Annotated in this window: 14 protein-coding genes and 1 tRNA gene; 9 read left to right on the forward strand and 6 right to left on the reverse strand. The window is 67.9% G+C overall.

Annotated features, from left to right (window positions below):
• Window positions 1–154 precede the first annotated feature (154 nt).
• Together AC6CH2_RS18690 and parC are read right to left on the reverse strand one after the other, a co-directional pair.
• Entirely contained in the window at window positions 155–430 is a 276-nt protein-coding gene (locus tag AC6CH2_RS18690) for a hypothetical protein (protein ID WP_498270499.1), read from the reverse strand.
• Window positions 431–511: 81 nt separating this feature from the next.
• A complete protein-coding gene (parC, locus tag AC6CH2_RS18695) occupies window positions 512–2,755 on the reverse strand; it encodes a DNA topoisomerase IV subunit A (RefSeq protein WP_498270500.1) in 2,244 nt (747 codons plus the stop codon).
• A 189-nt stretch (window positions 2,756–2,944) separates the two neighbouring features.
• Between parC and AC6CH2_RS18700 the strand changes: the two genes are divergently transcribed.
• The 5 genes from AC6CH2_RS18700 to AC6CH2_RS18720 all read left to right on the forward strand — a co-directional run bounded on the left by AC6CH2_RS18700 (window position 2,945) and on the right by AC6CH2_RS18720 (window position 10,562).
• Entirely contained in the window at window positions 2,945–3,769 is an 825-nt protein-coding gene (locus tag AC6CH2_RS18700) for a glutaminyl-peptide cyclotransferase (RefSeq protein ID WP_498270501.1), read from the forward strand.
• Window positions 3,770–4,089: 320 nt separating this feature from the next.
• Complete coding sequence (locus tag AC6CH2_RS18705) at window positions 4,090–5,280, forward strand: efflux RND transporter periplasmic adaptor subunit (protein WP_498270502.1); 1,191 nt, start codon at window positions 4,090–4,092, stop codon at window positions 5,278–5,280.
• Window positions 5,277–8,405: a multidrug efflux RND transporter permease subunit gene (locus tag AC6CH2_RS18710; protein WP_498270503.1), complete on the forward strand. Its 3,129-nt coding sequence runs from the start codon at window positions 5,277–5,279 to the stop codon at window positions 8,403–8,405. The genes AC6CH2_RS18705 and AC6CH2_RS18710 overlap by 4 nt, the downstream gene beginning before the upstream one ends.
• A gap of 49 nt (window positions 8,406–8,454) precedes the next feature.
• Entirely contained in the window at window positions 8,455–9,171 is a 717-nt protein-coding gene (locus tag AC6CH2_RS18715; RefSeq protein ID WP_498270504.1) for a heavy metal response regulator transcription factor, read from the forward strand.
• Window positions 9,168–10,562 (forward strand): heavy metal sensor histidine kinase, encoded by a 1,395-nt coding sequence (locus tag AC6CH2_RS18720; RefSeq protein ID WP_498270505.1) that lies wholly within the window; start codon window positions 9,168–9,170, stop codon window positions 10,560–10,562. Before AC6CH2_RS18715 ends, AC6CH2_RS18720 begins: the two co-directional genes overlap by 4 nt.
• Window positions 10,563–10,753: 191 nt before the next feature.
• On the opposite strand, the gene rnk is transcribed toward AC6CH2_RS18720, so the two are convergent.
• Window positions 10,754–11,191 (reverse strand): nucleoside diphosphate kinase regulator, encoded by a 438-nt coding sequence (rnk, locus tag AC6CH2_RS18725; RefSeq protein ID WP_498270506.1) that lies wholly within the window; start codon window positions 11,189–11,191, stop codon window positions 10,754–10,756.
• Between the two features lie 381 nt (window positions 11,192–11,572).
• Here rnk and AC6CH2_RS18730 point away from each other — a divergent pair.
• From AC6CH2_RS18730 to idi, 3 genes are all read left to right on the forward strand, one after another.
• A tRNA-Leu gene (locus AC6CH2_RS18730) sits at window positions 11,573–11,657 on the forward strand.
• Between the two features lie 614 nt (window positions 11,658–12,271).
• Window positions 12,272–12,610, forward strand: coding sequence for a hypothetical protein (locus tag AC6CH2_RS18735; protein ID WP_498270507.1), 339 nt, complete (start codon window positions 12,272–12,274; stop codon window positions 12,608–12,610).
• A gap of 173 nt (window positions 12,611–12,783) precedes the next feature.
• The gene (idi, locus tag AC6CH2_RS18740) at window positions 12,784–13,323 is read left to right on the forward strand and encodes an isopentenyl-diphosphate Delta-isomerase (RefSeq protein WP_498270508.1); all 540 of its coding nucleotides are present in this window, start codon (window positions 12,784–12,786) and stop codon (window positions 13,321–13,323) included.
• A gap of 39 nt (window positions 13,324–13,362) precedes the next feature.
• Here idi and pip read toward each other — a convergent pair whose 3' ends face one another.
• The 3 genes from pip to AC6CH2_RS18755 form a co-directional block, all read right to left on the reverse strand.
• Window positions 13,363–14,316: a prolyl aminopeptidase gene (gene pip / locus AC6CH2_RS18745; protein WP_435395518.1), complete on the reverse strand. Its 954-nt coding sequence runs from the start codon at window positions 14,314–14,316 to the stop codon at window positions 13,363–13,365.
• A gap of 1,427 nt (window positions 14,317–15,743) precedes the next feature.
• Window positions 15,744–16,244, reverse strand: coding sequence for a hypothetical protein (locus tag AC6CH2_RS18750; RefSeq protein ID WP_498270509.1), 501 nt, complete (start codon window positions 16,242–16,244; stop codon window positions 15,744–15,746).
• A gap of 126 nt (window positions 16,245–16,370) precedes the next feature.
• Window positions 16,371–19,172: a PKD domain-containing protein gene (locus AC6CH2_RS18755; protein WP_498270510.1), complete on the reverse strand. Its 2,802-nt coding sequence runs from the start codon at window positions 19,170–19,172 to the stop codon at window positions 16,371–16,373.
• A gap of 273 nt (window positions 19,173–19,445) precedes the next feature.
• On the opposite strand from AC6CH2_RS18755, the gene AC6CH2_RS18760 reads away from it, so the two are divergent.
• A complete protein-coding gene (locus AC6CH2_RS18760; protein WP_498270511.1) occupies window positions 19,446–19,610 on the forward strand; it encodes a hypothetical protein in 165 nt (54 codons plus the stop codon).
• Window positions 19,611–19,961: the final 351 nt, after the last annotated feature.

A 19,961-nucleotide genomic window follows, 5' to 3' on the forward strand; every position in this document is an offset into this window, starting at 1 on the left:
GGTCGCGAGCGCGATTGCCCGAAGCCTTGAAGCACCGGCTGCTTTATGGGTCTGGTTTCGATCGCGCCGCAGCTTCGGATGCCGGCGTGGTATTGCACCGCTCTCGCCTGTCGCGGCTTACGCCGCTCCTACAATAGATTGATGCGACGAAGGCTTAACCTGCCGCCGGCGATATGTTTACCGCGATGCTTTCCTGCAGATGTTCGCTGTGCCAAGTGCCGGGACCACGAGCGTGCCCGGCGATATGCAGCACCGGGCGCCGATGGCTTGGCCGGGTCACGATGAATTCCAGTTCGATCGTCGCATCATCGATGGCGATTTCCTGTCGGATCGGTGGTTGATCGATCAGGGCGAGCAGTTGCGCAGGCGGCCTAGCCCGGATCGCTTCTAGTTCGCGCGCCAACGCGGCGTAGGCCTTGACCCTGTCCATGGTTCGCCTCTGCGTCCTCTCTCGACAGTTGTGAGCGCGGCGCCGGAACGATTCGAACCCGCGCCGACCAACGGCGCCGGCTTACTCCACCGACAGCCCCTCGACCTTCTGCCAGCCGCGCGGCAGCAGGCCGCCGCGGGTGGCGCGGGCGCCGAGATAGGGTTCCAGGTCCTTCCACGACAGGCTCATGGTGCGGGCGCCCGACTTGACGGTCAGGGTGCCGCCCGGAGCGACCACGGCGACCGCGATGACGCGTTCGGTGCCGAGCTTGGCCTTGGGGATGTCGATGATCTTGTTGCCCTTGCCCTTGTCGAGCTCCGGCAGCTCCGACACCGGGAAGGCGAGCAGGTGGCCGACGTTGGTCACCGCGACCACGCGATCTTGTTCGACGTCGCCGACCGGGGCCGGCTGCAGGACCTTCGCGTTCGGGGTCAGCGACAGCATCGCCTTGCCGGCCTTGTTGCGGCCGGTGAGGTTCTCGAAGCGGGTCACGAAGCCATAGCCATGACTGCTGGCGAGCACGAAGCGCGTATCGTTGTCGCCGGCCGCGAGCGCCTGGAACGAGGCGCCCGGCGCCGGCGAGAAACGGCCGGTCAGGGGCTCGCCGTTGCCGCGCGCCGAGGGCAGACCATGGATCAGGGTCGAGTAGGACCGGCCGGTCGAATCCAGGAATGCGACCTGCTGGGTGCTGCGGCCGCGCGCCGCGCCGAGCAGGCTGTCGCCGTCGCGATAGCTCAGGGTGGCGGCGTCGATCTCGTGGCCCTTGGCCGCGCGCACCCAACCCTTTTCGCTGATGACCACGGTCATCGGCTCGCTGGCGACAAGTTCGGTTTCCGACAGGGCCTGGGCGGCGTTGCGCGCGACCAGCGGCGAACGCCGCGCGTCGCCGAATTTCTTGGCGTCGGCCAGCAGCTCGTCCTTGATCAGCTTCTTGAGTTTGGCCTTGCTGCCGAGGGTGGCGATCAGCTGTTCGCGTTCGGCGGTCAGTTCGTCCTGCTCGCCGCGGATCTTCATTTCCTCCAGGCGCGCGAGCTGGCGCAGCCGGGTTTCCATGATGTAGTCGGTCTGTTCCTCGCTGAGCCCGAAGCGCTTCATCAGCACCGGGCGCGGTTCGTCCTCGCTGCGGATGATGCGGATCACTTCGTCCAGGTTGAGGAACGCGGTCAACAAACCCTGCAACAGGTGCAGGCGGCGCTCGACCTTGTCCAGGCGATGGGTCAGGCGGCGCGTGACGGTGTCGGTACGGAAGCTCAGCCACTCGCTAAGGAATGCCTTGAGCCCCTTGACCTGCGGCCGGCCGTCCAGGCCGATCACGTTCATGTTGATCCGGTAGCTCTTCTCCATGTCCGTGGTCGCGAACAGGTGGCCCATGAGCTGTTCGACGTCGACCCGGTTGGAACGCGGCACCAGCACGATGCGGGTCGGGTTGGCGTGATCGGACTCGTCGCGGATGTCTTCGAGCCACGGCAGTTTCTTGGCCCGCATCTGCGCCGCGATCTGTTCGATGACCTTGCCCGGCGAAGCCTGGTAGGGCAGTGCGGTGACGACGATGTTCGGGCCGTCCTTTTCGAAGATGGCGCGGGCGCGCACGCTGCCCAGGCCGCTCTCGTACATCCCCAGCAGGTCGCTGCGCGAGGTGATGATCTCGGCCGGGGTCGGATAGTCCGGCCCCAGCACGTGCTCGCACAGGTCGCGGGTGGTCGCATCCGGGTCGTCGAGCAGGCGCACGCAGGCGCTGACGATCTCGTTGAGGTTGTGCGGCGGCACGTCGGTGGCCATGCCGACCGCAATGCCGGTGGTGCCGTTGAGCAGCAGGTGCGGCAGGCGCGCCGGCATCCAGGTCGGTTCTTCCAGGGTGCCGTCGAAGTTCGGGGTCCAGTCGACCGTGCCCTGGCCGAGTTCGCCGAGCAGCACTTCGGCGATCGGGGTCAGCTTGGACTCGGTGTAGCGCATCGCCGCGAACGACTTGGGATCGTCGCTGGAACCGAAGTTGCCCTGGCCCTCGACCAGCGGATAGCGGTACGAGAACGGCTGCGCCATCAACACCATCGCCTCGTAGCAGGCGCTGTCGCCGTGCGGATGGTATTTGCCGATCACGTCGCCGACGGTGCGCGCGGACTTCTTCGGCTTGGCCCCGGCGTTGAGGCCGAGTTCGCTCATCGAGTAGATGATGCGGCGCTGGACCGGCTTGAGGCCGTCGCCGAGGAAGGGCAGGGCGCGGTCCAGGACCACGTACATCGAGTAGTCGAGGTAGGCGCGCTCGGCGTACTCGCGCAGGGGAATCTGTTCGAAACCGTGGAAAACCGGACGTACGGGATCAGTCATGGAACCTTGAGGCGGGGTAGGGCTGAGCCGGGATTCTAACCGGGGACGGCTGGGCCGATGTGGAGGGGAGGAGGTCGGAGGGCCGGGCCCTGGCCGCGCCGGGCGCCCGCCCAATGCGGGCCGGGCGCAGGCCGGACGCGGCGCGAGGCGGTATTCTCGGCATCCGCGATCGCTCACGTTGAGACTGCCATGCCCTTGCGCGCACGCCTTCCCGCCTCGCTCATCCCGTGCCTGGCCTTGCTTGGGGCGAGTGCGCTGCCGGCGGCCACGGCCCAGGCGCCGGGGCGCGAGGTGCCGGTGTACGCCTACCGGGTGGTCGCGCGCTATCCGCACGATCCCGGCGCGTTCACCCAGGGCCTGATCTTCAAGGACGGCGCGCTGTACGAGAGCACCGGCATGTACGGGCGCTCGTCGGTGCGCAAGGTCCGGCTGGCCGACGGCAAGGTGCTGGAGAAGACCGACCTGCCGGCCTCGGTGTTCGGCGAAGGCCTGACCGACCGCGGCCAGCAGTTGCTGGTGCTGACCTGGACCTCGCAGACCGGCTACATCGTCAAGCTGCCGGGCCTGGCGATGGCCGGCCGCTTCGCGTATCCGGGCGAGGGCTGGGGACTGGCGCGCTCGGCCGACACCATCTACATGAGCGACGGCACCCCGCAGATCCGTTTGCTCGACCCGCGCACCCTGCGCGAACGCTCGCGCATCCAGGTGACCTTCAACGGCAAGCCGGTGTCGCAGCTCAACGAACTGGAATGGGTCGAGGGCGAGTTGTTCGCCAACGTCTGGATGACCGACAGCATTCTGCGCATCGACCCGGGCAGCGGCCGGGTCGTCGGCCGCATCGACCTGAGCGGCCTGCTCGCGCGCCATGGCACCCGCGCGCCCGGCGCCGACGTGCTCAACGGCATCGCCTACGACGCCGCGCGCAAGCGCTTGTTCGTGACCGGCAAGCTGTGGCCGGATCTGTTCGAGATCGAACTGGTCCCACCGCTGCAGCGCGCCGCCAAGCCGCGCTGAACTGCGCGAAACAACGACCCGGAGAGACGGCGCATAGCGTTGCTCTGTAGCGCTACGCCTGCGGCTCCTTCGGCGCGCGGCCGGTCGCCGCCTAAAACCGCGATCGATCCACGCGACCGTGCCGACAGGCACTGTCGCCGGGCGGGGCGATATGAAACCCGATGCGAATACCCGCGCCAGCTGACGAATTTGTCAGCCAAGCGACAGCGTGGCGTTCGCGGCCGCCGCCTAGAGTCGTCGCACGGCCCGCTTTCCTCCCCCCGCGGGTCGTCGCGGCGCGCTCCGGCACGCCGCTCCATCGACCCGCCACGGATGCCGCCATGTCGCCCACCCCCGTCTCCACGTTTTCGCCCCGCGCTCGCAAGACCGTGTTCGCCGCCGCCGCGTCGCTGGCGGTGGTCGCCGCAGGACTGGTCTGGGGCGCGTTCGGCAGCCGCGGCGCGCCGCCGCCGGCGCCACCGCCGCCGGTACCGGTGACGATCATGCGGGTCGAGCGCCGCGACGTGCCGCATTGGCAGGACACCATCGGCACGGTGACCTCGTTGCAGAGCACGGTGCTGCGCCCACAGGTCGACGGCGTGCTGACCGAGGTGCTGTTCCGCGAAGGCCAGCAGGTCAAGCGCGGGCAATTGCTCGCGCGCATCGACGACCGCAGCATCGCCGCGAATCTCGACGGCGCCCAGGCCGCGCTGGCGCGCGATGCGGCGCAGCTGCGCGCGGCGAAATCCGACCTCGAACGTTTCCGCCAGTTGTCCGGCAGCCAGTTGATCGCGCGCCAGATGCTGGAGCAGCAAGCCGCGTCGGTGCAGCAGTTGCAGGCCACCGCGCAGGCCAACCAGGCGGCGATCGACGCCACCCGCGTGCAGTTGTCGCACACCCGCATCCTCTCGCCGATCGACGGCCGCGTCGGCCTGCGCCGGGTCGATCCGGGCAACGTGGTGCGCGCCGGCGACGACGACGGCCTGGTCACGGTGCAGCAGGTCGACCCGATCTCGGTGGTGTTCGCCCTGCCGCAAGATCATCTGCCGCGCTTGCGCCAGGCCCAGGCCGCCGGCGCGGTCGAAGTGCAGGCGCTCGACCGGGATGCCGGCGTGGTGTTGGCGCAGGGGGAGCTGGCCGTGATCGACAACCAGATCGACGACGCTACCGGCACCGTGCGGGTCCGCGCGGTGTTCAGGAATTCGCAGGACCGCCTGTGGCCCGGGCAACTGGTCAGCGTGCGCGTGCGCACCGGTACCAGCGCGGCGGCGACCGTGGTCGCCAGCGAAGCGGTGCAGCGCGGCGCCGACGCCAACTTCGTCTACCGCGTCGAGGCCGGCAACAAGGTCGCGCTGGCGCCGGTGCGGATCGAGTACCAGAACGACGAACTCGCCGTGGTCAGCGGCCTGCAGCCCGGCGACGTGGTCGTGCGCGACGGTCAGTCGCGGCTCAAGCCTGGCATGACCGTGGCGCCGGCCGCGCCGGCCGAGCCCGGCAACGCGATGGCGGCGCGCGTAGCGGTGGCGCCGTGAGCGGCCGCGTCTCGATCTCCGGCTGGTTCGTCCGCCACCCGGTCGCGACCACGCTGCTGACCGCGGCGGTGCTGCTGCTCGGCCTGTTCGCCTTGCCGCGGCTGCCGGTGGCGCCGTTGCCGCAGGCCGAATTCCCGACCATCCGCATCGACGCCTCGCTGCCCGGCGCCAGCGCCGAGACCATGGCCTCGGCGGTGGCGACTCCGTTGGAGACGCAGCTGACCGCGGTGCCGGGCATCAGCGAGATGACCTCGACCAGCGCGCTCGGCAGCACCTCGATCACCCTGCAGTTCGTGCTCGACAAGAGCATCGACACCGCCGCCCAGGAAGTGCAGGCGGCGATCAACAACGTCTCCGGGCGCCTGCCGCGCGACATGCCGAGCCTGCCGCGCTGGACCAAGATCAACCCGGCCGACAGCCCGATTCTCATCCTGAGCATGTCCTCGCCGCTGATGCCGCTCAGCGAGCTCAGCGACCTGGCCGAGACCCGTTTCGCGCGCAGCCTCAGCCAGATCGACGGCGTGTCGGAGGTCTTCATCGCCGGGCAGGTGCGGCCGGCGATCCGCATCCAGGCCGCGCCCGAGCGCCTGGCCGCGATCGGCCTGACCCTGGCCGATCTGCGCAACGTCGCCCAGAGCGCCAGCGTCAACCAGGCCAAGGGCGCGGTGATCGGCGCGCGGCGCATGTCGACCCTGGAAACCAACGACCAGTTGTTCAAGGCCGAGGACTACGAGCGGCTCGTGGTGACCTACCGCAACGGTGCGCCGGTGCGCCTGGGCGACGTCGCCCGAATTCGTCTGGGCGGCGAGAACGACTACGTGCGCGCCTGGCCGAACGGCAAGGACGGGGTGATGCTGGTGGTGTTGCGCCAGCCCGGCGCCAACATCATCAAGACCACCGACGCCGTGCTCGAGGCGTTGCCGCGGTTGCGCGCCAACCTGCCGGCCAGCGTCGAGATCGAGGTCTTCAACGACCGCACCCGCACCATCCGCGCCTCGCTGCACGATGTCGAGCTGACCCTAGTGCTGACCGTGCTGCTGGTGGTCGTGGTGATGGGCCTGTTCCTGCGCGAACTATCGGCCACCCTGATCGTCGGCGCGGTGCTGGTGGTGGCCCTGGTGGCCACGTTCGCGGCGATGTACGCGCTGGGTTTCACCCTCAACAACCTCACTCTGGTGGCGCTGGTGATCGCGGTCGGCTTCGTCGTCGACGACGCCATCGTCGTGGTCGAGAATATCCACCGGCATCGCGAAGCCGGCATGCCGATGTTGCAGGCGGCGCTGCAGGGCGCCAGCGAGATCGGCTTCACAGTGGTCACCATCGGCGTGTCGCTGATCGCCGCCTTCATCCCGCTGCTGTTCATGGGCGGCGTGGTCGGGCGCCTGTTCGCCGAGTTCGCCTTGACCGTGACCGTGGCGATCGCGATCTCCATCGTGGCCTCGCTGACCCTGGCGCCGATGCTGGCCTCGCGCTTCATGCGCAAGTCCTCCGGTCATGCCGATGCCGCCGGCACCTGGTCGGGCCGATTGCTCGCCGGCTACGACCGCAGCCTGCAATGGGCGCTGGGCCACCAGCGCCTGATGCTGGCCGGGTTCGGCCTGACCGTGGCGATCGCGGTCGCTTCCTACGCCCTGATTCCGAAGGGCTTCTTCCCCTCGCAGGACACCGCCTTCGTGTTCGCCACCACCGAGGCCGCGCAGGACATTTCCTACGAGGACATGGTCGCCAAACACCAGCAACTGGCGAAGCTCGCGGCGCAAGACCCGGCCTTGCAAAGCTGGGGACATTCGGTCGGCGCCACCGCCGGCAGCTCGACCATGTCGAACGGCCGCTTCTGGTTCGTACTCAAGGACCGCGGCGACCGCGACGTGTCCGCCGACGAGTTCATCGACCGCATGCGCAGCAAGCTGTCGCAGGTGCCGGGCATCACGATCTTCATGCGCTCGGCGCAGGACATCAACATCGGCGCCGGGCCTTCGCGCACGCAGTATCTGTATGCCCTGCGAGGCGCCGACAGCGCCGAACTCGGGCTGTGGGCCGACCGCCTGACCCAGCGCCTGGCGACCTTGCCGGAGCTGCGCGACGTGTCCAACGACCAGAAGATCGGCGCCAGCATCGTGCGCCTGGCGATCGACCGCACTGCCGCGGCGCGCTTCGGCCTGAGCGCCCAGGACATCGACGATGCGCTCTACGACGCTTACGGCCAGCGCCAGATCAACGAGTTCCAGACCGAGACCAACCAATACCGGGTGATCCTCGAGATCGACCCGCGCATGCGCGACAGCATCGACAGCCTGGCCTATTTTCATCTGCGTTCGGCCACCACCGGGCAGATGGTGCCGTTGTCGGCGGTGGCGCGGATCGAGCCGCCCGGCAACGGGCCGCTGTCGATCAGCCACAACGGCCTGTCGCCGGCGGTCAACATTTCCTTCAACCTCGCCGCCGGTGTCGCCCTCGGCGATGCGGTCGCCGCGCTCGACCGGGCCAAGGCCGAGATCGGCATGCCGAGCAGCGTCAGCGGCAATTTCCAGGGTTCGGCGCAGGCCTTCCAGGATTCGCTGGCGACGCAGCCGCTGCTGATCCTGGCCGCCTTGCTCGCGGTCTACATCATCCTCGGCGTGCTCTACGAGAGCTTCGTCCACCCGCTGACGATCCTGTCGACCCTGCCGTCGGCCGGCATCGGCGCGGTCTTGCTGTTGTGGGTGTGGCGCCTGGATTTCTCGATCATGGCCCTGATCGGCATCGTCCTGCTGATCGGCATCGTCAAGAAGAACGGCATCCTGCTGGTCGACTTCGCCCTCGACGCGCAGCGCCGGCGCGGCCTGTCGCCGACCGCGGCGATCCACGAGGCCTGCCTGACCCGGTTCCGACCGATCATGATGACCACCCTGGCGGCCCTGCTCGGCGCGATCCCGTTGATGATCGGCTTCGGCACCGGCGCGGAGCTGCGCCAGCCGCTCGGCGTGGCGGTGGTCGGCGGCCTGCTGATCAGCCAGGTCCTGACCCTGTACAGCACGCCGGTGATCTATCTGGCGCTGGACCGGCTGTTCCTGCGAGGTCGCCGCGAGGCGGCGCAGGCGGCGCAAGCGGCGACGGCCGAGCCCGCCGCAGCGGCGACGGCCTGAGCGGCGGTACGATGACGGCCCAGGTACTGCCCGCAAGCCCGGTGGCGCGATGAAGCTGCTGATCGTCGAAGACGAAGTCAAGACCGCCGATTACCTGCGCGACGGCCTCGCCGAGCAGGGCTGGACGGTCGACGTCGCCCGCGACGGCGTGTCCGGCCTGCACCTGGCGCGCGAGCTCGATTACGACGTGATCGTGCTCGACGTGATGCTGCCGGGCATGGACGGCTTCGCGGTGCTGCGCGAGCTGCGCGCGCGCAAGCAGACGCCGGTGATCATGCTGACCGCACGCGACCGCGTCGACGACCGCGTCCACGGCCTCGGCGCCGGCGCCGACGACTACCTGGTTAAACCGTTCTCCTTCATCGAACTGCTGGCGCGGTTGCAGGCGCTGGTCCGGCGCGGCCGCCAGCAGGAGCCGACCGAACTGCAGATCGGCGACCTGTCGGTCAACCTGATCGCGCGCCGCGCCCACCGCGACGGCTGCCGCCTCGACCTGACCGGCAAGGAGTTCGCCTTGCTTGCCCTGCTGGCGCAGCGGCGCGGCCAGATCCTGTCGAAGACGGTGATCGCCGCGCAGGTCTGGGACATCAATTTCGACAGCCACACCAACGTGGTCGAAGTCGCGATCAAGCGCCTGCGAACCAAGATCGACGGCCCGTTCCGCGACAAGCTGCTGCATACCGTGCGCGGCATGGGCTATGTGTTGGAAGCGCGCGAGGGCGAACACGGGGAAGGCCCGTCGCCGTCGGGGAGGGCTTCGGCTTGAGGCCTTTCAGCGACATCTCCATCGCCCAGCGCCTCGCGGCGATGTTCGCGCTCGCCGCGCTGCTGGTGTTCACCCTGGTCGGCGCGACCCTGTACCAGGTGCTGGAAAACCAGATCGTGCGTTACCAGCGCGCCGAACTGGAGACCAAGCTGCGTTCGGTCGCCGGCAGCGTCGCCATGTGCGACACCCGCGCGCGTTGGTACAAGGTGCAGGACAAGGTCGAGAACCTGACCTCCAGCGATCGCAGCATCCGCATCTGGGCCTGGAGCGGCGATGCCGGGTTCCGTATCGGCAGCGGCGAGCCGGACGTGGACGTGCCGCGCAAGGGCGACCACGGCATGGGCCGGCTGTGGCTGGACGGCCACTCGGCGCCGTACCGCACTCTCAACGAATTGATTCCCGCGCACGGCGAGCGCCCGGCGGTGCGGCTGTGGATCGGCATCGACTCCTGGCCCTACGTCTCGGCATTGCGCTCGTTCGTGTTGGCGCTGGTGGTGCTCGGCGTGGTCGGCACCGCCCTGGTGGCCTTGCTCGGCCACTGGATCGCGCGGGTCGGCCTGCGGCCCCTGCAGCGTCTGTCGAGCGAAGCGCAGGCGCTGAGCCCAAGCAACCTCTCGCAACGCCTGCAACCGGCGCAACTGCCGCCCGAACTCGGCCATCTGACCGGCGCCTTCAACGGCGCCCTCGACCGGCTCGAAGGCGCCTACACCCGCCTGGACGCGTTCAACGCCGATGTCGCCCACGAACTGCGCACGCCGCTGACCAATCTGATGGGCCAGACCCAGGTCGCGCTGTCGCGGCCGCGCGAGGCGGCCCAGCTCGAGGACGTGCTGCAGTCGAACCTGGAAGAGCTCGAACGCATGCGTTGCATCGTCAACGACATGCTGTTCCTGTCGCGCGCCGACCAGGGCGACATCGCCCTGGACCGGGTCTGCGTGGCGCTCGCCGGCGAAGTCGCCAAGACCGGCGAGTTCCTCGAATACCTGCTCGAAGAAGCCGGGATGCGCCTGCGCATCGACGGCGCCGCCGATGCCTGGATCGACACCGCGTTGTTCCGCCGGGCGATGACCAACCTGCTGCACAACGCCGTCCAGCACGCGACCCCGGGTTCGGAGATCGTGGTCGAACTGCGCAACGGCGGCGAAGGCGCCCGCGTCGCGGTGCGCAACCACGGTTCGTCGGTGGCTTCCGAGCACCTCGAGCGCATGTTCGACCGCTTCTATCGCGTCGACGCCGCGCGCGAACACCGCGGCGAGCGCCACCATGGCCTGGGCCTGTCGATCGTCAAGGCCATCGCCGTCCTGCACGGCGGCGAAGTGTTCGCGAGCAGCAGCGACGGTGCGACCACGGTCGGCTTCAGCCTGGCCGCACCGGCAGCCTGCGCCGCCTGAGAATGCCCAAAGGATAGGAACTGCGTCACCCGCGGTTTCGCAGTCGCGGCTCGCGCCGCTCCTACCCAGCAGCCGCGCAGCCAAGGGGTAGGAGCGGCGCAAGCCGCGACCGCGCGGTGTCGGTTCGCCGCGAACGCAACGAGGCCTATCGCTTGTAAAACAGTCCTCTGCCTTCGCGGCAGTCGCCCGGCTCAGCGATGCAGGTCGCCCGCGGCTTCGGGCTGGTAACGCAGCGCAAGGACCCGCAATCGCGCGCTGCGGCCGCCGGGCAGGGGCCAGTCGATGCGGGCGCCGACGGCCAGGCCGAGCAGGGCGGTGCCGACCGGCGCGAGGATCGAGATGCGCTCGGCGCTGCCGTCGGCGTCGCGCGGGTATACCAGAGCGACTTCGCGCTCCTCGCCGGTACTCTCGTCGACGAAGCGGATCACCGAATTCATGGTGATGATGTCGGCCGGCATCTGCGCCGGTTCGAGGAGTTCGGCTCGGTCGAGTTCGCGGCGCAGGCCGCGGGTATCGACGGCGGCGGCGAGCGGCTGCTCCAGCAGGGCTTCGAGCCGGTCGCAGTCGAGACGCGACAGGGTCAGCGGGGGAGGCAGCCCGGACGGGTGCGGCAGGTGGGTCGGGTTCATTGCGGATCTCCAAAGCAAGAACGGGCGACGCACGATGCGCCGCCCGCGGTTCAGGATGTCCGCGGACCTTAGCCCGGCGGCGGTGAGGCATCAAGCCGCGGCCATGCCGATCCGGCGTCGTCCTGCGCCGCGAATACGCCGGCCTCGAAGCAGCGCGGCGGCGGATGCGGCCGAGGATACGCGCGCCGGTTTCGTGCGGCGATCGCCGACGGCGCCGACCCCCATATCGGCCGCCGCCATGCCGATGCGCGCAACCGGCGGGGCGCGGCGTCGCCGACCTTGCCCTAAACGCCGGTTGAAATTTGTTGCGACAAAACCGTTGACAGCCGACCCGCCGCAACGCAACATACGCGCCCCGCAGTACTGAACGTGTTGCGGCAGGCCCAGGTGGCGGAATTGGTAGACGCACTAGTTTCAGGTACTAGCGGGTAAAACCGTGGAGGTTCGAGTCCTCTCCTGGGCACCACTACATCGATCAACGCAGTCGGCACCGATGCGGCGATCCAACGAAAAACCCCGCCACGGCGGGGTTTTTTGTTGCCCGCGCTCCGGCCCGCTTCGGGTCCGGTTCTGGCTCAGTGCTGGTTGGTTTTCCGGCCCGCCGCGCCCACCGCCGGCCCGGCCCGATGCGGCCGCAAGCCCCCTCATTCATCCGCCGCGGCCGCAGGGGCTGACCGGTCCCGGCCCGGACCGCCGTATCTGTCCACATGGATCGGCAGCGATGCACGCCGGACCGGCCTTTCGGCGGTCTTGGGGCCAGCCGCAGCCGGCCGGCGGCCGGGCCAATCGCCGGCGTGGCCTCTTTCAGCGGGCGGTCGACGGTTTCCGAGCCTGCGAACCGGCCCGTCGTGGCCCTTGCGACCGGGCTCAGCGATAGTCGCCGCCGGGGCCGGTCTTTGCCTGGTCACGGTTCATCGGCTAGTCTTCGCCTCGAAGCTCAAGCCGTGAAGGCTGTGGCGGCAAGGGGAAGCGTAGGGGCCCAGGAGGCCGATTCGCCGGTTTCGACCGCGAGTCCAGGCGAGGGGAACGACGCGCCGATCTGCGATACAGGAAATCGAGTTCACACTAAGGAGAGGTCTGATGAAAAAGCTTTGTCTGTCGATCGTGTTGCTGGTGGCGTCGTCGAGCGCTTTCGCCAACGAGTTCATTCCGTACTACGGCAACAACCCGTTCCTGTTCTGCAAGATCGGCGTGCCGCAGGATTGCTGGAGGCCGGTCAACGCCGCTACCGGCGAGTACCAGGTCGTCAACCGCAAGTGCTTCAACCCGTATTCGGCGAATCTGTTCTCGCGCGTGTGCAAGCAGGCGTTCCCTAACGGCATGCCGGCCGGCGATCTGGGCGGCGAGCCGCCGGCGCCGACCGCCGACAGCAAGGGCGCCAGCTCGACGAGCCGCGATCCGGCCCGCATCGACAAGTAAGCACGTCGCGCCCCGGTTCGAGTGCAACGGCCCCGCCCTGGCGGGGCCGTTCGCTTTTGCACTGTGCCGATTCGGTGGCTTCGTGCCGCGCCCGTGATTGAGCGCACGTAACGAAACCCAGGGGCTGGCATAGTCGTGCTCATGCCGCGAGCGCGGCAGGAAACGAGGGCGGTATGGACGAGATGCTCATCCTGGTCGACGACCAAGACCAGGCCATCGGCATTGGCGAGAAGATGCAGGTGCACCGTCAAGGCCTGCTGCATCGCGCGTTCTCGGTGTTCGTGTTCGATGCGCGGGGGCGCTGGCTGCTGCAGCGGCGCGCCGACGGCAAATATCACTCCGGCGGTTTGTGGAGCAACAGCTGTTGCGGCCATCCGCGCGAAGGCGAGGCCACCGATGCCGCAGCGCGCCGCCGCTTGCGCGAGGAGATGGGCTTCGATTGCGACCTTCGAGACGTGGCCCGCATCAGCTACCGCCTCGACGTGTCCGACGGCCTGATCGAACACGAGTACGACCACGTCTTCGTGGGCCGTTACGACGGCCGGCCGCAGCCCGACCCGCGGGAAGCCTCGGATTGGGCCTGGAAGACCTTGCCCGAATTGTGGGCCGCCCTGGCCGGGCAACCGCAGGATTTCAGCCGCTGGCTGCGCCATATCGCCGAGCAGGTCGGGCGCGCCGAATTCGAACGCTGGCAGGGCCTGGCGACGCGATAGCGCCGCCGGCCCTGCCGTCCTGCTCGCTGCGACAGAGCCTCAGGCGTACCGATCGGCGAGCGCGTCGGTCGCACTCACCAGCACGTCGACGATCGCCGGATCGGCCGCGCTGTGGCCGGCCAGGACCACGCGGAAATCGGCTTCGGGCCAGGCGCAGGCCAGTTCGTAGGCGCTCTTGACCGGGCAGATGATGTCGTAGCGCCCCTGCACGATGGTCGCGGGAATATGGCGGATGCGTTCGACCCCGCGCAGCAACTGGTCCGGTTCCAGGAACACTCGGTTGCGGAAGTAGTGCGCCTCGGCCCGCGCGACGCTGATCGCGACCCGCGGTTCCTCGAAGTTGCCGGCCTCGTCCGGGTCGTGCAGCAAGGTGGTGCTGCCGCCTTCCCAGTAGCTCCAGGCCTGCGCCGCGGCCAGCCGCACCGCCTCGTCGTCGCTGTCGAGCCGGCGCCAATACGCCTCGGTCATGTCCTCGCGTTCGTCCGGCGGGATGTGTTCGAGATACCGCGTCCAGCGCTCGGGAAAGATCCAGCGCGCGCCGCCGTCGAGTTCGTTGAACCAGCGCAGCTCGCCGGTGCTGCCGAGGAAGATGCCGCGCAAGACCAGGCCGAGCGCGCGCTCGGGGTGGGCCTGCGCATAGGCCAGAGCCAGGGTGGAGCCCCAGGAACCGCCGAACACCACCCAGCGCTCGATGCCGAAATACTGACGGATCGCTTCGATGTCGGCGACCAGGTGCCAGGTGGTGTTGTCGCGCAGCTCAGCGTGCGGCGTCGAGCGCCCGGCGCCGCGCTGGTCGAACAGCACGATGCGGTAGCGCTTGGGATCGAAGAAACGGCGGTGATAGGGCGAGACCCCGGCGCCGGGGCCGCCGTGCAGGAACACCACCGGCAAGCCGTCGGGGTTGCCGCATTCCTCCACGTACAACTCGTGCAGATCGTCGACCGCGAGACGGTGAGTGCGGTAGGGCTCGATTTCCGGATACAGCTCGCGCACGGAGGTTCTCCTGCAGGGAATCGCCCGAGCATAGCCCCAGGCTTGCTTGGGCGTCATCCGGTGCGGTTGGGTGGGTTGCGATGGCGGCCGATTGGGTATGCAGTAAGGCCGCGATTTGTGTCGTTTCTCCGCATCGAGGTTGCGATCCCGTGCCGATCTCACGGCGTTGCCAGCCGTGGCCCTTGTAAGAGCGGCGTGAGCCGCGACCGCGCTGCGTCGGTCTTGCGGCGTTGCCAGCCGTAGCCCTTGTAGGAGCGGCGTGAGCCGCGACCGCGCTGCGTCGGTCTTGCGGCGTTGCCAGCCGTAGCCCCCCGTAGGAGCGGCGTAAGCCGCGACCGCACCGTCTCCAGTTGCGACGTTTTCTATCGCAGGGCTTTGAAGCCACGGCAATAGCAAAGCTTCCGCCCCCTAAAGGGTGCGGGTAACTTTCTTTTGTCCAAAGCAACAAAAGAAAGTCACCAAAGAAAAGTGCTTCTTCCTGCAAGGGCACCAGCCCGCACGATCGGTGCCGACGCCGGGATGCTCCAGACAGGCCATCCATGGCCTGCTTGCGCACGCCCCGCATCCCTGCGGGCCGCCCTTCGGGTCTTCAATTGACCGGCAAGGCAGCAAATCAAAATCACGCAATGGCAGTGGCAATGGCAATGGCAGATGCGTCGGCTCTGCTCTTGGGTAGGAGCGGCGCAAGCCGCGACCACGCAATCTCGATTGCCCGCGCCGCCCGTCGCAGATTCGCGGTCGCGGCTTGCGCCGCTCCTACCCCGGCGATAGAACGCCGCTTCGATGGATGGCGTGGGCCTTGTTGCCTCTGCGCGCCCGGCGGTCGCGACTCACGTCGCTCCTACAGGGAGGGCGTCGCCGCGCTCGGATTTCCATTAGGGCCTCTACCTTTGGCTGTTGCTGTGCGTCGCCGGGCACTTGCGACGGCCATCGAAGACCCGGAGGGCGGCGCGCAGGGATGCGCGCCGTTTTTTATCGGGACAGGGAGGTCCCGTATGAAAAATCCCTGCGTATGCATCGAGCGCGCGGGCCTGTGATTCAAACAAAAGCACTTTTCTTTGGTTACCTTTCTTTTGTTGCTTCAGACAAAAGAAAGTAACCCGCCGCTTCAGTGGCGGAAGCTTTGGGGTTGATCTTGATCTATTAGACGAGAGAGGCGCCGCAAGACTGCCGCAGCGATGTCGCGACTTGCGTCGCTCCTACCCTGGCGAAAGCACGCCGCTTCGGCGAATGACGACGGCCCGTTATCTCTGCGCGTTTCGCGATCGCGACTTGCGCCGCTCCTACCCCGGCGGAAGTACGCCGCTCCGGGAAGCGGCGTCGGCCGTGGTGTCCCCGCGCGTTGCGCGGTCGCGACTCACGTCGCTCCTACAAAGAGAGACTGCCAAGGCTCGCTACCACTTGGCCCGGGCCTGTCCGGCGCAGGCTCAGCGCACGAAAAACCCCTGCCGCACCGGCGGCCCATCGTCGAGCGACACCTCGACACGATAGTCGCCAGCCTTCCACCCGGTCGGCTCGGCGACCCGGAAATCGTCGCTGCCGGTGCCGTTGAAGGTCATCGGCTTGGCTTCTTCGTTGAAGACCTTGCCGGCCGGGTCGATCCAGCGCACTTTCAATCGGGCCGGCACGTGCGCCTGTGCGTCGCGGGTGGCGGTCTTGATCGTCACCACCACGGTGTCGCCGGTGGTGAAGGTCTTCTGCCGCTTCGGCAAGTCCTGCGGTCGCATCGGCGCGCTGCCGAGTTCGACGCCGGTGATCGATACCGCTTTCGAGGTCGATACCGCCATGACGGTGTGGTCCCGGCCCGGCGCGGCAGACGAAGGCGCTGCGGCCGAGGGCCCGGGCGCGGCGGCCTGGCGCTCGCACGCGGCCAGCAGACAGGCTGCGGCGATGAGGCCTGCGATGGTACGGGGAGCGGTCTGTTTCATCCGAGTCTCTCTATCGCGAAGACGCGGGCGAGGTCGCAACCTCACCCGCGTCGGTCGTGCATGGTCGGGCATGGACGGCCATATCCGAGAGCCGGACCGCCGCCGGCGGCGATCCGGGCCTGCGCTTTACTGCGTGGTGCCGATCAGCTCGAAGGGCAGTTCCTGGGCAACGTCGGGTGCCGAGGACGGGTTGCCGACATCGATCAGGGAACTCCAGGTGCCTGCCGACACATCGTACTGACGGGCATTGGCGCCGCTGCGGCCGCGCGCGCCGACTACGGTCATCGGCGGGGCGAAGTGGGCGCCGGCGCTGCTGTCGGTGCTGCCCCAGACCAGCCAATAACTGCCTGCGCTGAAGAAGCCGCTGCCCGCGCAGGCCGCCGGCATGCTCAGGCGGTTGCGCCAGACCTTGCGGGTGGTGGCCGTAGCGCTGCCCGGAGACGGATACAGGCTGTTGCCGGTGCGATAGATCCGCGCATCGCTCGAGGAGGCCTGCACGTTGCTGCTGGTGCTGCCGCACAGCAAGGTGCTGCCCGGATCGCCGGGCCGGCCGCGCCAAACCTGCAGGACGCCAGCGGTGAACGGCGAGCTGGAACCGCTGTAGTTGGTTTTGTAGGCGTAGACGTCGACCGAGGACAGGGTCCAGCTCTGCCCGCTCGGCACCACGAAATCGTCGGCCAGACGATACGTCGCGTTGCTGACGGCGTAACCGGTGGTGGTGTTGCTCTCGGCGGTGTTGCCGGTGTCGTTCTGCAACTCGCTCCAGGTAGTGCCCGAGGGCGCGGCGGTGCCGTCCTTGGCGGTCGCGCCGGTGCTGAGGCCGCCGTTGCTCCAGACCACGCCGCCGGACGGGCCGTTGGCGTAGCTGCCGGTCAGCGAAACTCCGGAAATCGCCGCGAAGGCCTTGACCAGCACATGGTAGGTGCCGGCCTGGGCGGTGACGATCGAACAGGTTTCGGCGTTGCTGCTGCCGTCGGACTTGCAGTCGTAGCCGGTGGTGGTCGGCTTGGAGCCGAACTTCACGTACAGGTCGGCGTCGCCGCTGCCGCCGGCGGTGACGAACTTCAGGCCGGTCGCGCCGGCCGGAACCTCCATGGTCCAGAATTGTTCGCTGTCCTTGGCGCCGGCGATGCCGGTCGCCGGCACGCCGTTGCCGAGCACGTTGCCGGTCGGCGCGGTGCTCACCGTCACCGACTTGGTTACCGTGTGGCTGGCGCCGTCGTCGTCGGTCGCCTTCAGCGACACGCTGTAAGTGCCGGCCGCCGCGTAGGTATGCGAAGGACTGGTGGTGGTCGAGGTGATGCCGTCGCCGAAGTTCCACTCGCGTGCGGCGATGCTGCCGTCCGAATCGGTCGAGGCATCGGTGAACACCGCGGTGAGGTTGGACGTGGTGAAGGTGAAGGCAGCGACGGGGTTGACGTTCCCCGGTGCCACGACCGTGACCGACTTGGTCACGCTGTGGGTGGCGCCGCCGTTGTCGGTGACCGTCAGCGACACCGAGTAGGTGCCGGCGCTGGCGTAGGCGTGGCTCGGGTTGGTCGCGGTCGAGCTGCTGCCGTCGCCGAAGGTCCATGCGCGCGAGGCGATGCTGCCGTCGCTGTCGCTCGAGGCATCGGTGAAGTTGGCGGTCAGGCCGTTGGTCGCCGAATTGAAGTTCGCCACCGGCGGAACATTGCCGGTCTGCGCCTTGTTGCAGGTGCCGGAGAAATGATCGGTCCAGGTCTTGCCGGCCACCGGCACGAAATCGCCGGTATAGCCGGTCGCAGTCAGGGTCAGCTTGAGCACGCCCCAGGTGTGGGCCTGGCTGGCCTGCAACAGCGAATGACTGCCGCTGAGCGAGTAGAAATCGCGTCCTCCGGTGCCGACCAGGATCTGGCGGAGGCCGTCGGTCTTGGCGGTGCCGCTGCCGTCCATCTTGCCGTAGCGCTGGTAGTTGTGGTCGTGGCCGACCATCACCAGGTCGGCCTTGGCCGCGTACAGGCGGTCGTAAATCGGCTTGACCGAGCTATAGCCGTCGTAATTGCCGCGGCTGATCAACGGATGATGGAAATACGCCGCGGTGCAGGGTTTGGTGTTCGCGGCCAGGTCGTTGCTCAACCAGGTCAGCTGGGCCGAGGCGACGCTGCCGCCGGACATGGTATTAAGAGCGATGAAATGCCAGTCGCCGACGTCGTAGCTGTAATAACCCTTGCTGCGATCGCCGGCCGGACCGGTCGCTTGGTCCGTGCCGTTGTAGTAGTCGAAATAGCCCTTTGCGCCGGTGGTCTGATAGTCGTGGTTGCCGGGCGTGGGCCGAGTCAGGCCTTTGAATCGGCCCCAGCGCGAGTGGTAGAGGTTGTTGTATTCCGACAGGGTGCCGCTGCCGTAGGCGTTGTCGCCGGCGGTGAAGACGGCGGTCGGGTTGATCGCCACGATCAGGTCCGAAGTCTTGCCGCAGTCGGCCGGCGAGCTGTCGCAGATGTCGCCGGCGCCGGCCACGGTGACCGTGGTCAGGCTGAGATCCTTGGTGCCGAAGTCGTAGCTGTCGACGGTGTAGCGGCTGTCGGGATGGCCGAAGTAGGGCTCGATGACCACGCACTCGCCTCGAAAGGCGCGCGAGTGGAAGGCGCGGTTATTCCAGTGATCGCCCTGGAAAACGTAGCGGTCGCCGCCGGAACTGGTGATCTTGAGCGAGTCGTAGCCCTGCAGCACCAGTTCCTTGAAGCCGACTCGGACCCATTTGGCGCCGGCTTCGCAGACCCGGTTGCCGGGTGCGGCCAGTAGCGCCGAACGCGTGGTCGGTACGCGTTTGCTGATGACGCCGTCTTCGCTGAGTTGCAAGGTCCGCTGGGTCGCGAACGCGGATTGGGAACCGATCAGGCTTCCGGACAACAACAACGCGCCGAGCGTGATTCGTCGGCGAAAGCCGCTTGCACCTGGGGTGGCCATCGAAGTCTCCTCTTAGCTTCCGTGTTTGAAGGAAGTCGCCCGCGCATCGGTGGCCGGGCGCTGATTTCATGCCCGGTCCGCACGCACTGGCCTGCGTCGTCAGGCCTGGTCTTGGCGACCGGTGTGAGGTGTTGCGGCGGAACACGCAGGCCGACGACTCGGCCGACGCAGTGGAGCGCTGGTTGCCGCGCCTGGCGCGAACGGTCGGCTGCGCGCGATGAGCCCTACAGACGAGGAAGGCTCTGGGCCGGCATCGATGCGCCGAACGAAAACGTGTCGGACATCGATGGCATCGGCGCGCCGTGTATGGCGCTGCCGAATCGGCATCTTCGCGAAAACTCGGCTGGCGGCGACTCCGGCGATGGAGAAGCCTGCCTGCTGACGAGTGATCTCGCCGCCATTCATGTACATGGTGGTTGCCTCGCATCGAACGACTGAAGTGCACCCCTGTTGAGATGCAGACGGCGTCGCTCGCCGATACCTCAGCTGCGAGCGACCGGATTTCTCATGATGTTTGGTTATTTGACGCGGCCACGCCGCGGATGAAACAAACGCTGCGAATCAGGGGTTTTCGGCGTGCGTCGATGTCGCCTGGAGCGTGATCCATGCCCGTACGGCATCGGCCCGGATGTGCCGAAGGATCGATCCGGTGCGATGCGCGGGGCGCGTTTCCTGCGATCGATCGACGACGAAGCGGTCCGTGCCAGGACGCATCCGCAGTGCGCTTCGTCGACGCGTCGCCAGCGAGGGTGTCCCGGTCCATGGTCAATACGAATCGTCGCAAGTGGG

The organism is Lysobacter sp. GQ73, from assembly GCF_059758755.1.

Coding starts and splice junctions, on each gene's coding strand:
- AC6CH2_RS18690 (WP_498270499.1), bottom strand. CDS start 430: ATGGACAGGGTCAAGGCCTACGCCGCGTTGGCGCGCGAACTAGAAGCG.
- parC (WP_498270500.1), bottom strand. CDS start 2,755: ATGACTGATCCCGTACGTCCGGTTTTCCACGGTTTCGAACAGATTCCC.
- AC6CH2_RS18700 (WP_498270501.1), top strand. CDS start 2,945: ATGCCCTTGCGCGCACGCCTTCCCGCCTCGCTCATCCCGTGCCTGGCC.
- AC6CH2_RS18705 (WP_498270502.1), top strand. CDS start 4,090: ATGTCGCCCACCCCCGTCTCCACGTTTTCGCCCCGCGCTCGCAAGACC.
- AC6CH2_RS18715 (WP_498270504.1), top strand. CDS start 8,455: ATGAAGCTGCTGATCGTCGAAGACGAAGTCAAGACCGCCGATTACCTG.
- rnk (WP_498270506.1), bottom strand. CDS start 11,191: ATGAACCCGACCCACCTGCCGCACCCGTCCGGGCTGCCTCCCCCGCTG.
- AC6CH2_RS18735 (WP_498270507.1), top strand. CDS start 12,272: ATGAAAAAGCTTTGTCTGTCGATCGTGTTGCTGGTGGCGTCGTCGAGC.
- idi (WP_498270508.1), top strand. CDS start 12,784: ATGGACGAGATGCTCATCCTGGTCGACGACCAAGACCAGGCCATCGGC.
- AC6CH2_RS18750 (WP_498270509.1), bottom strand. CDS start 16,244: ATGAAACAGACCGCTCCCCGTACCATCGCAGGCCTCATCGCCGCAGCC.
- AC6CH2_RS18755 (WP_498270510.1), bottom strand. CDS start 19,172: ATGGCCACCCCAGGTGCAAGCGGCTTTCGCCGACGAATCACGCTCGGC.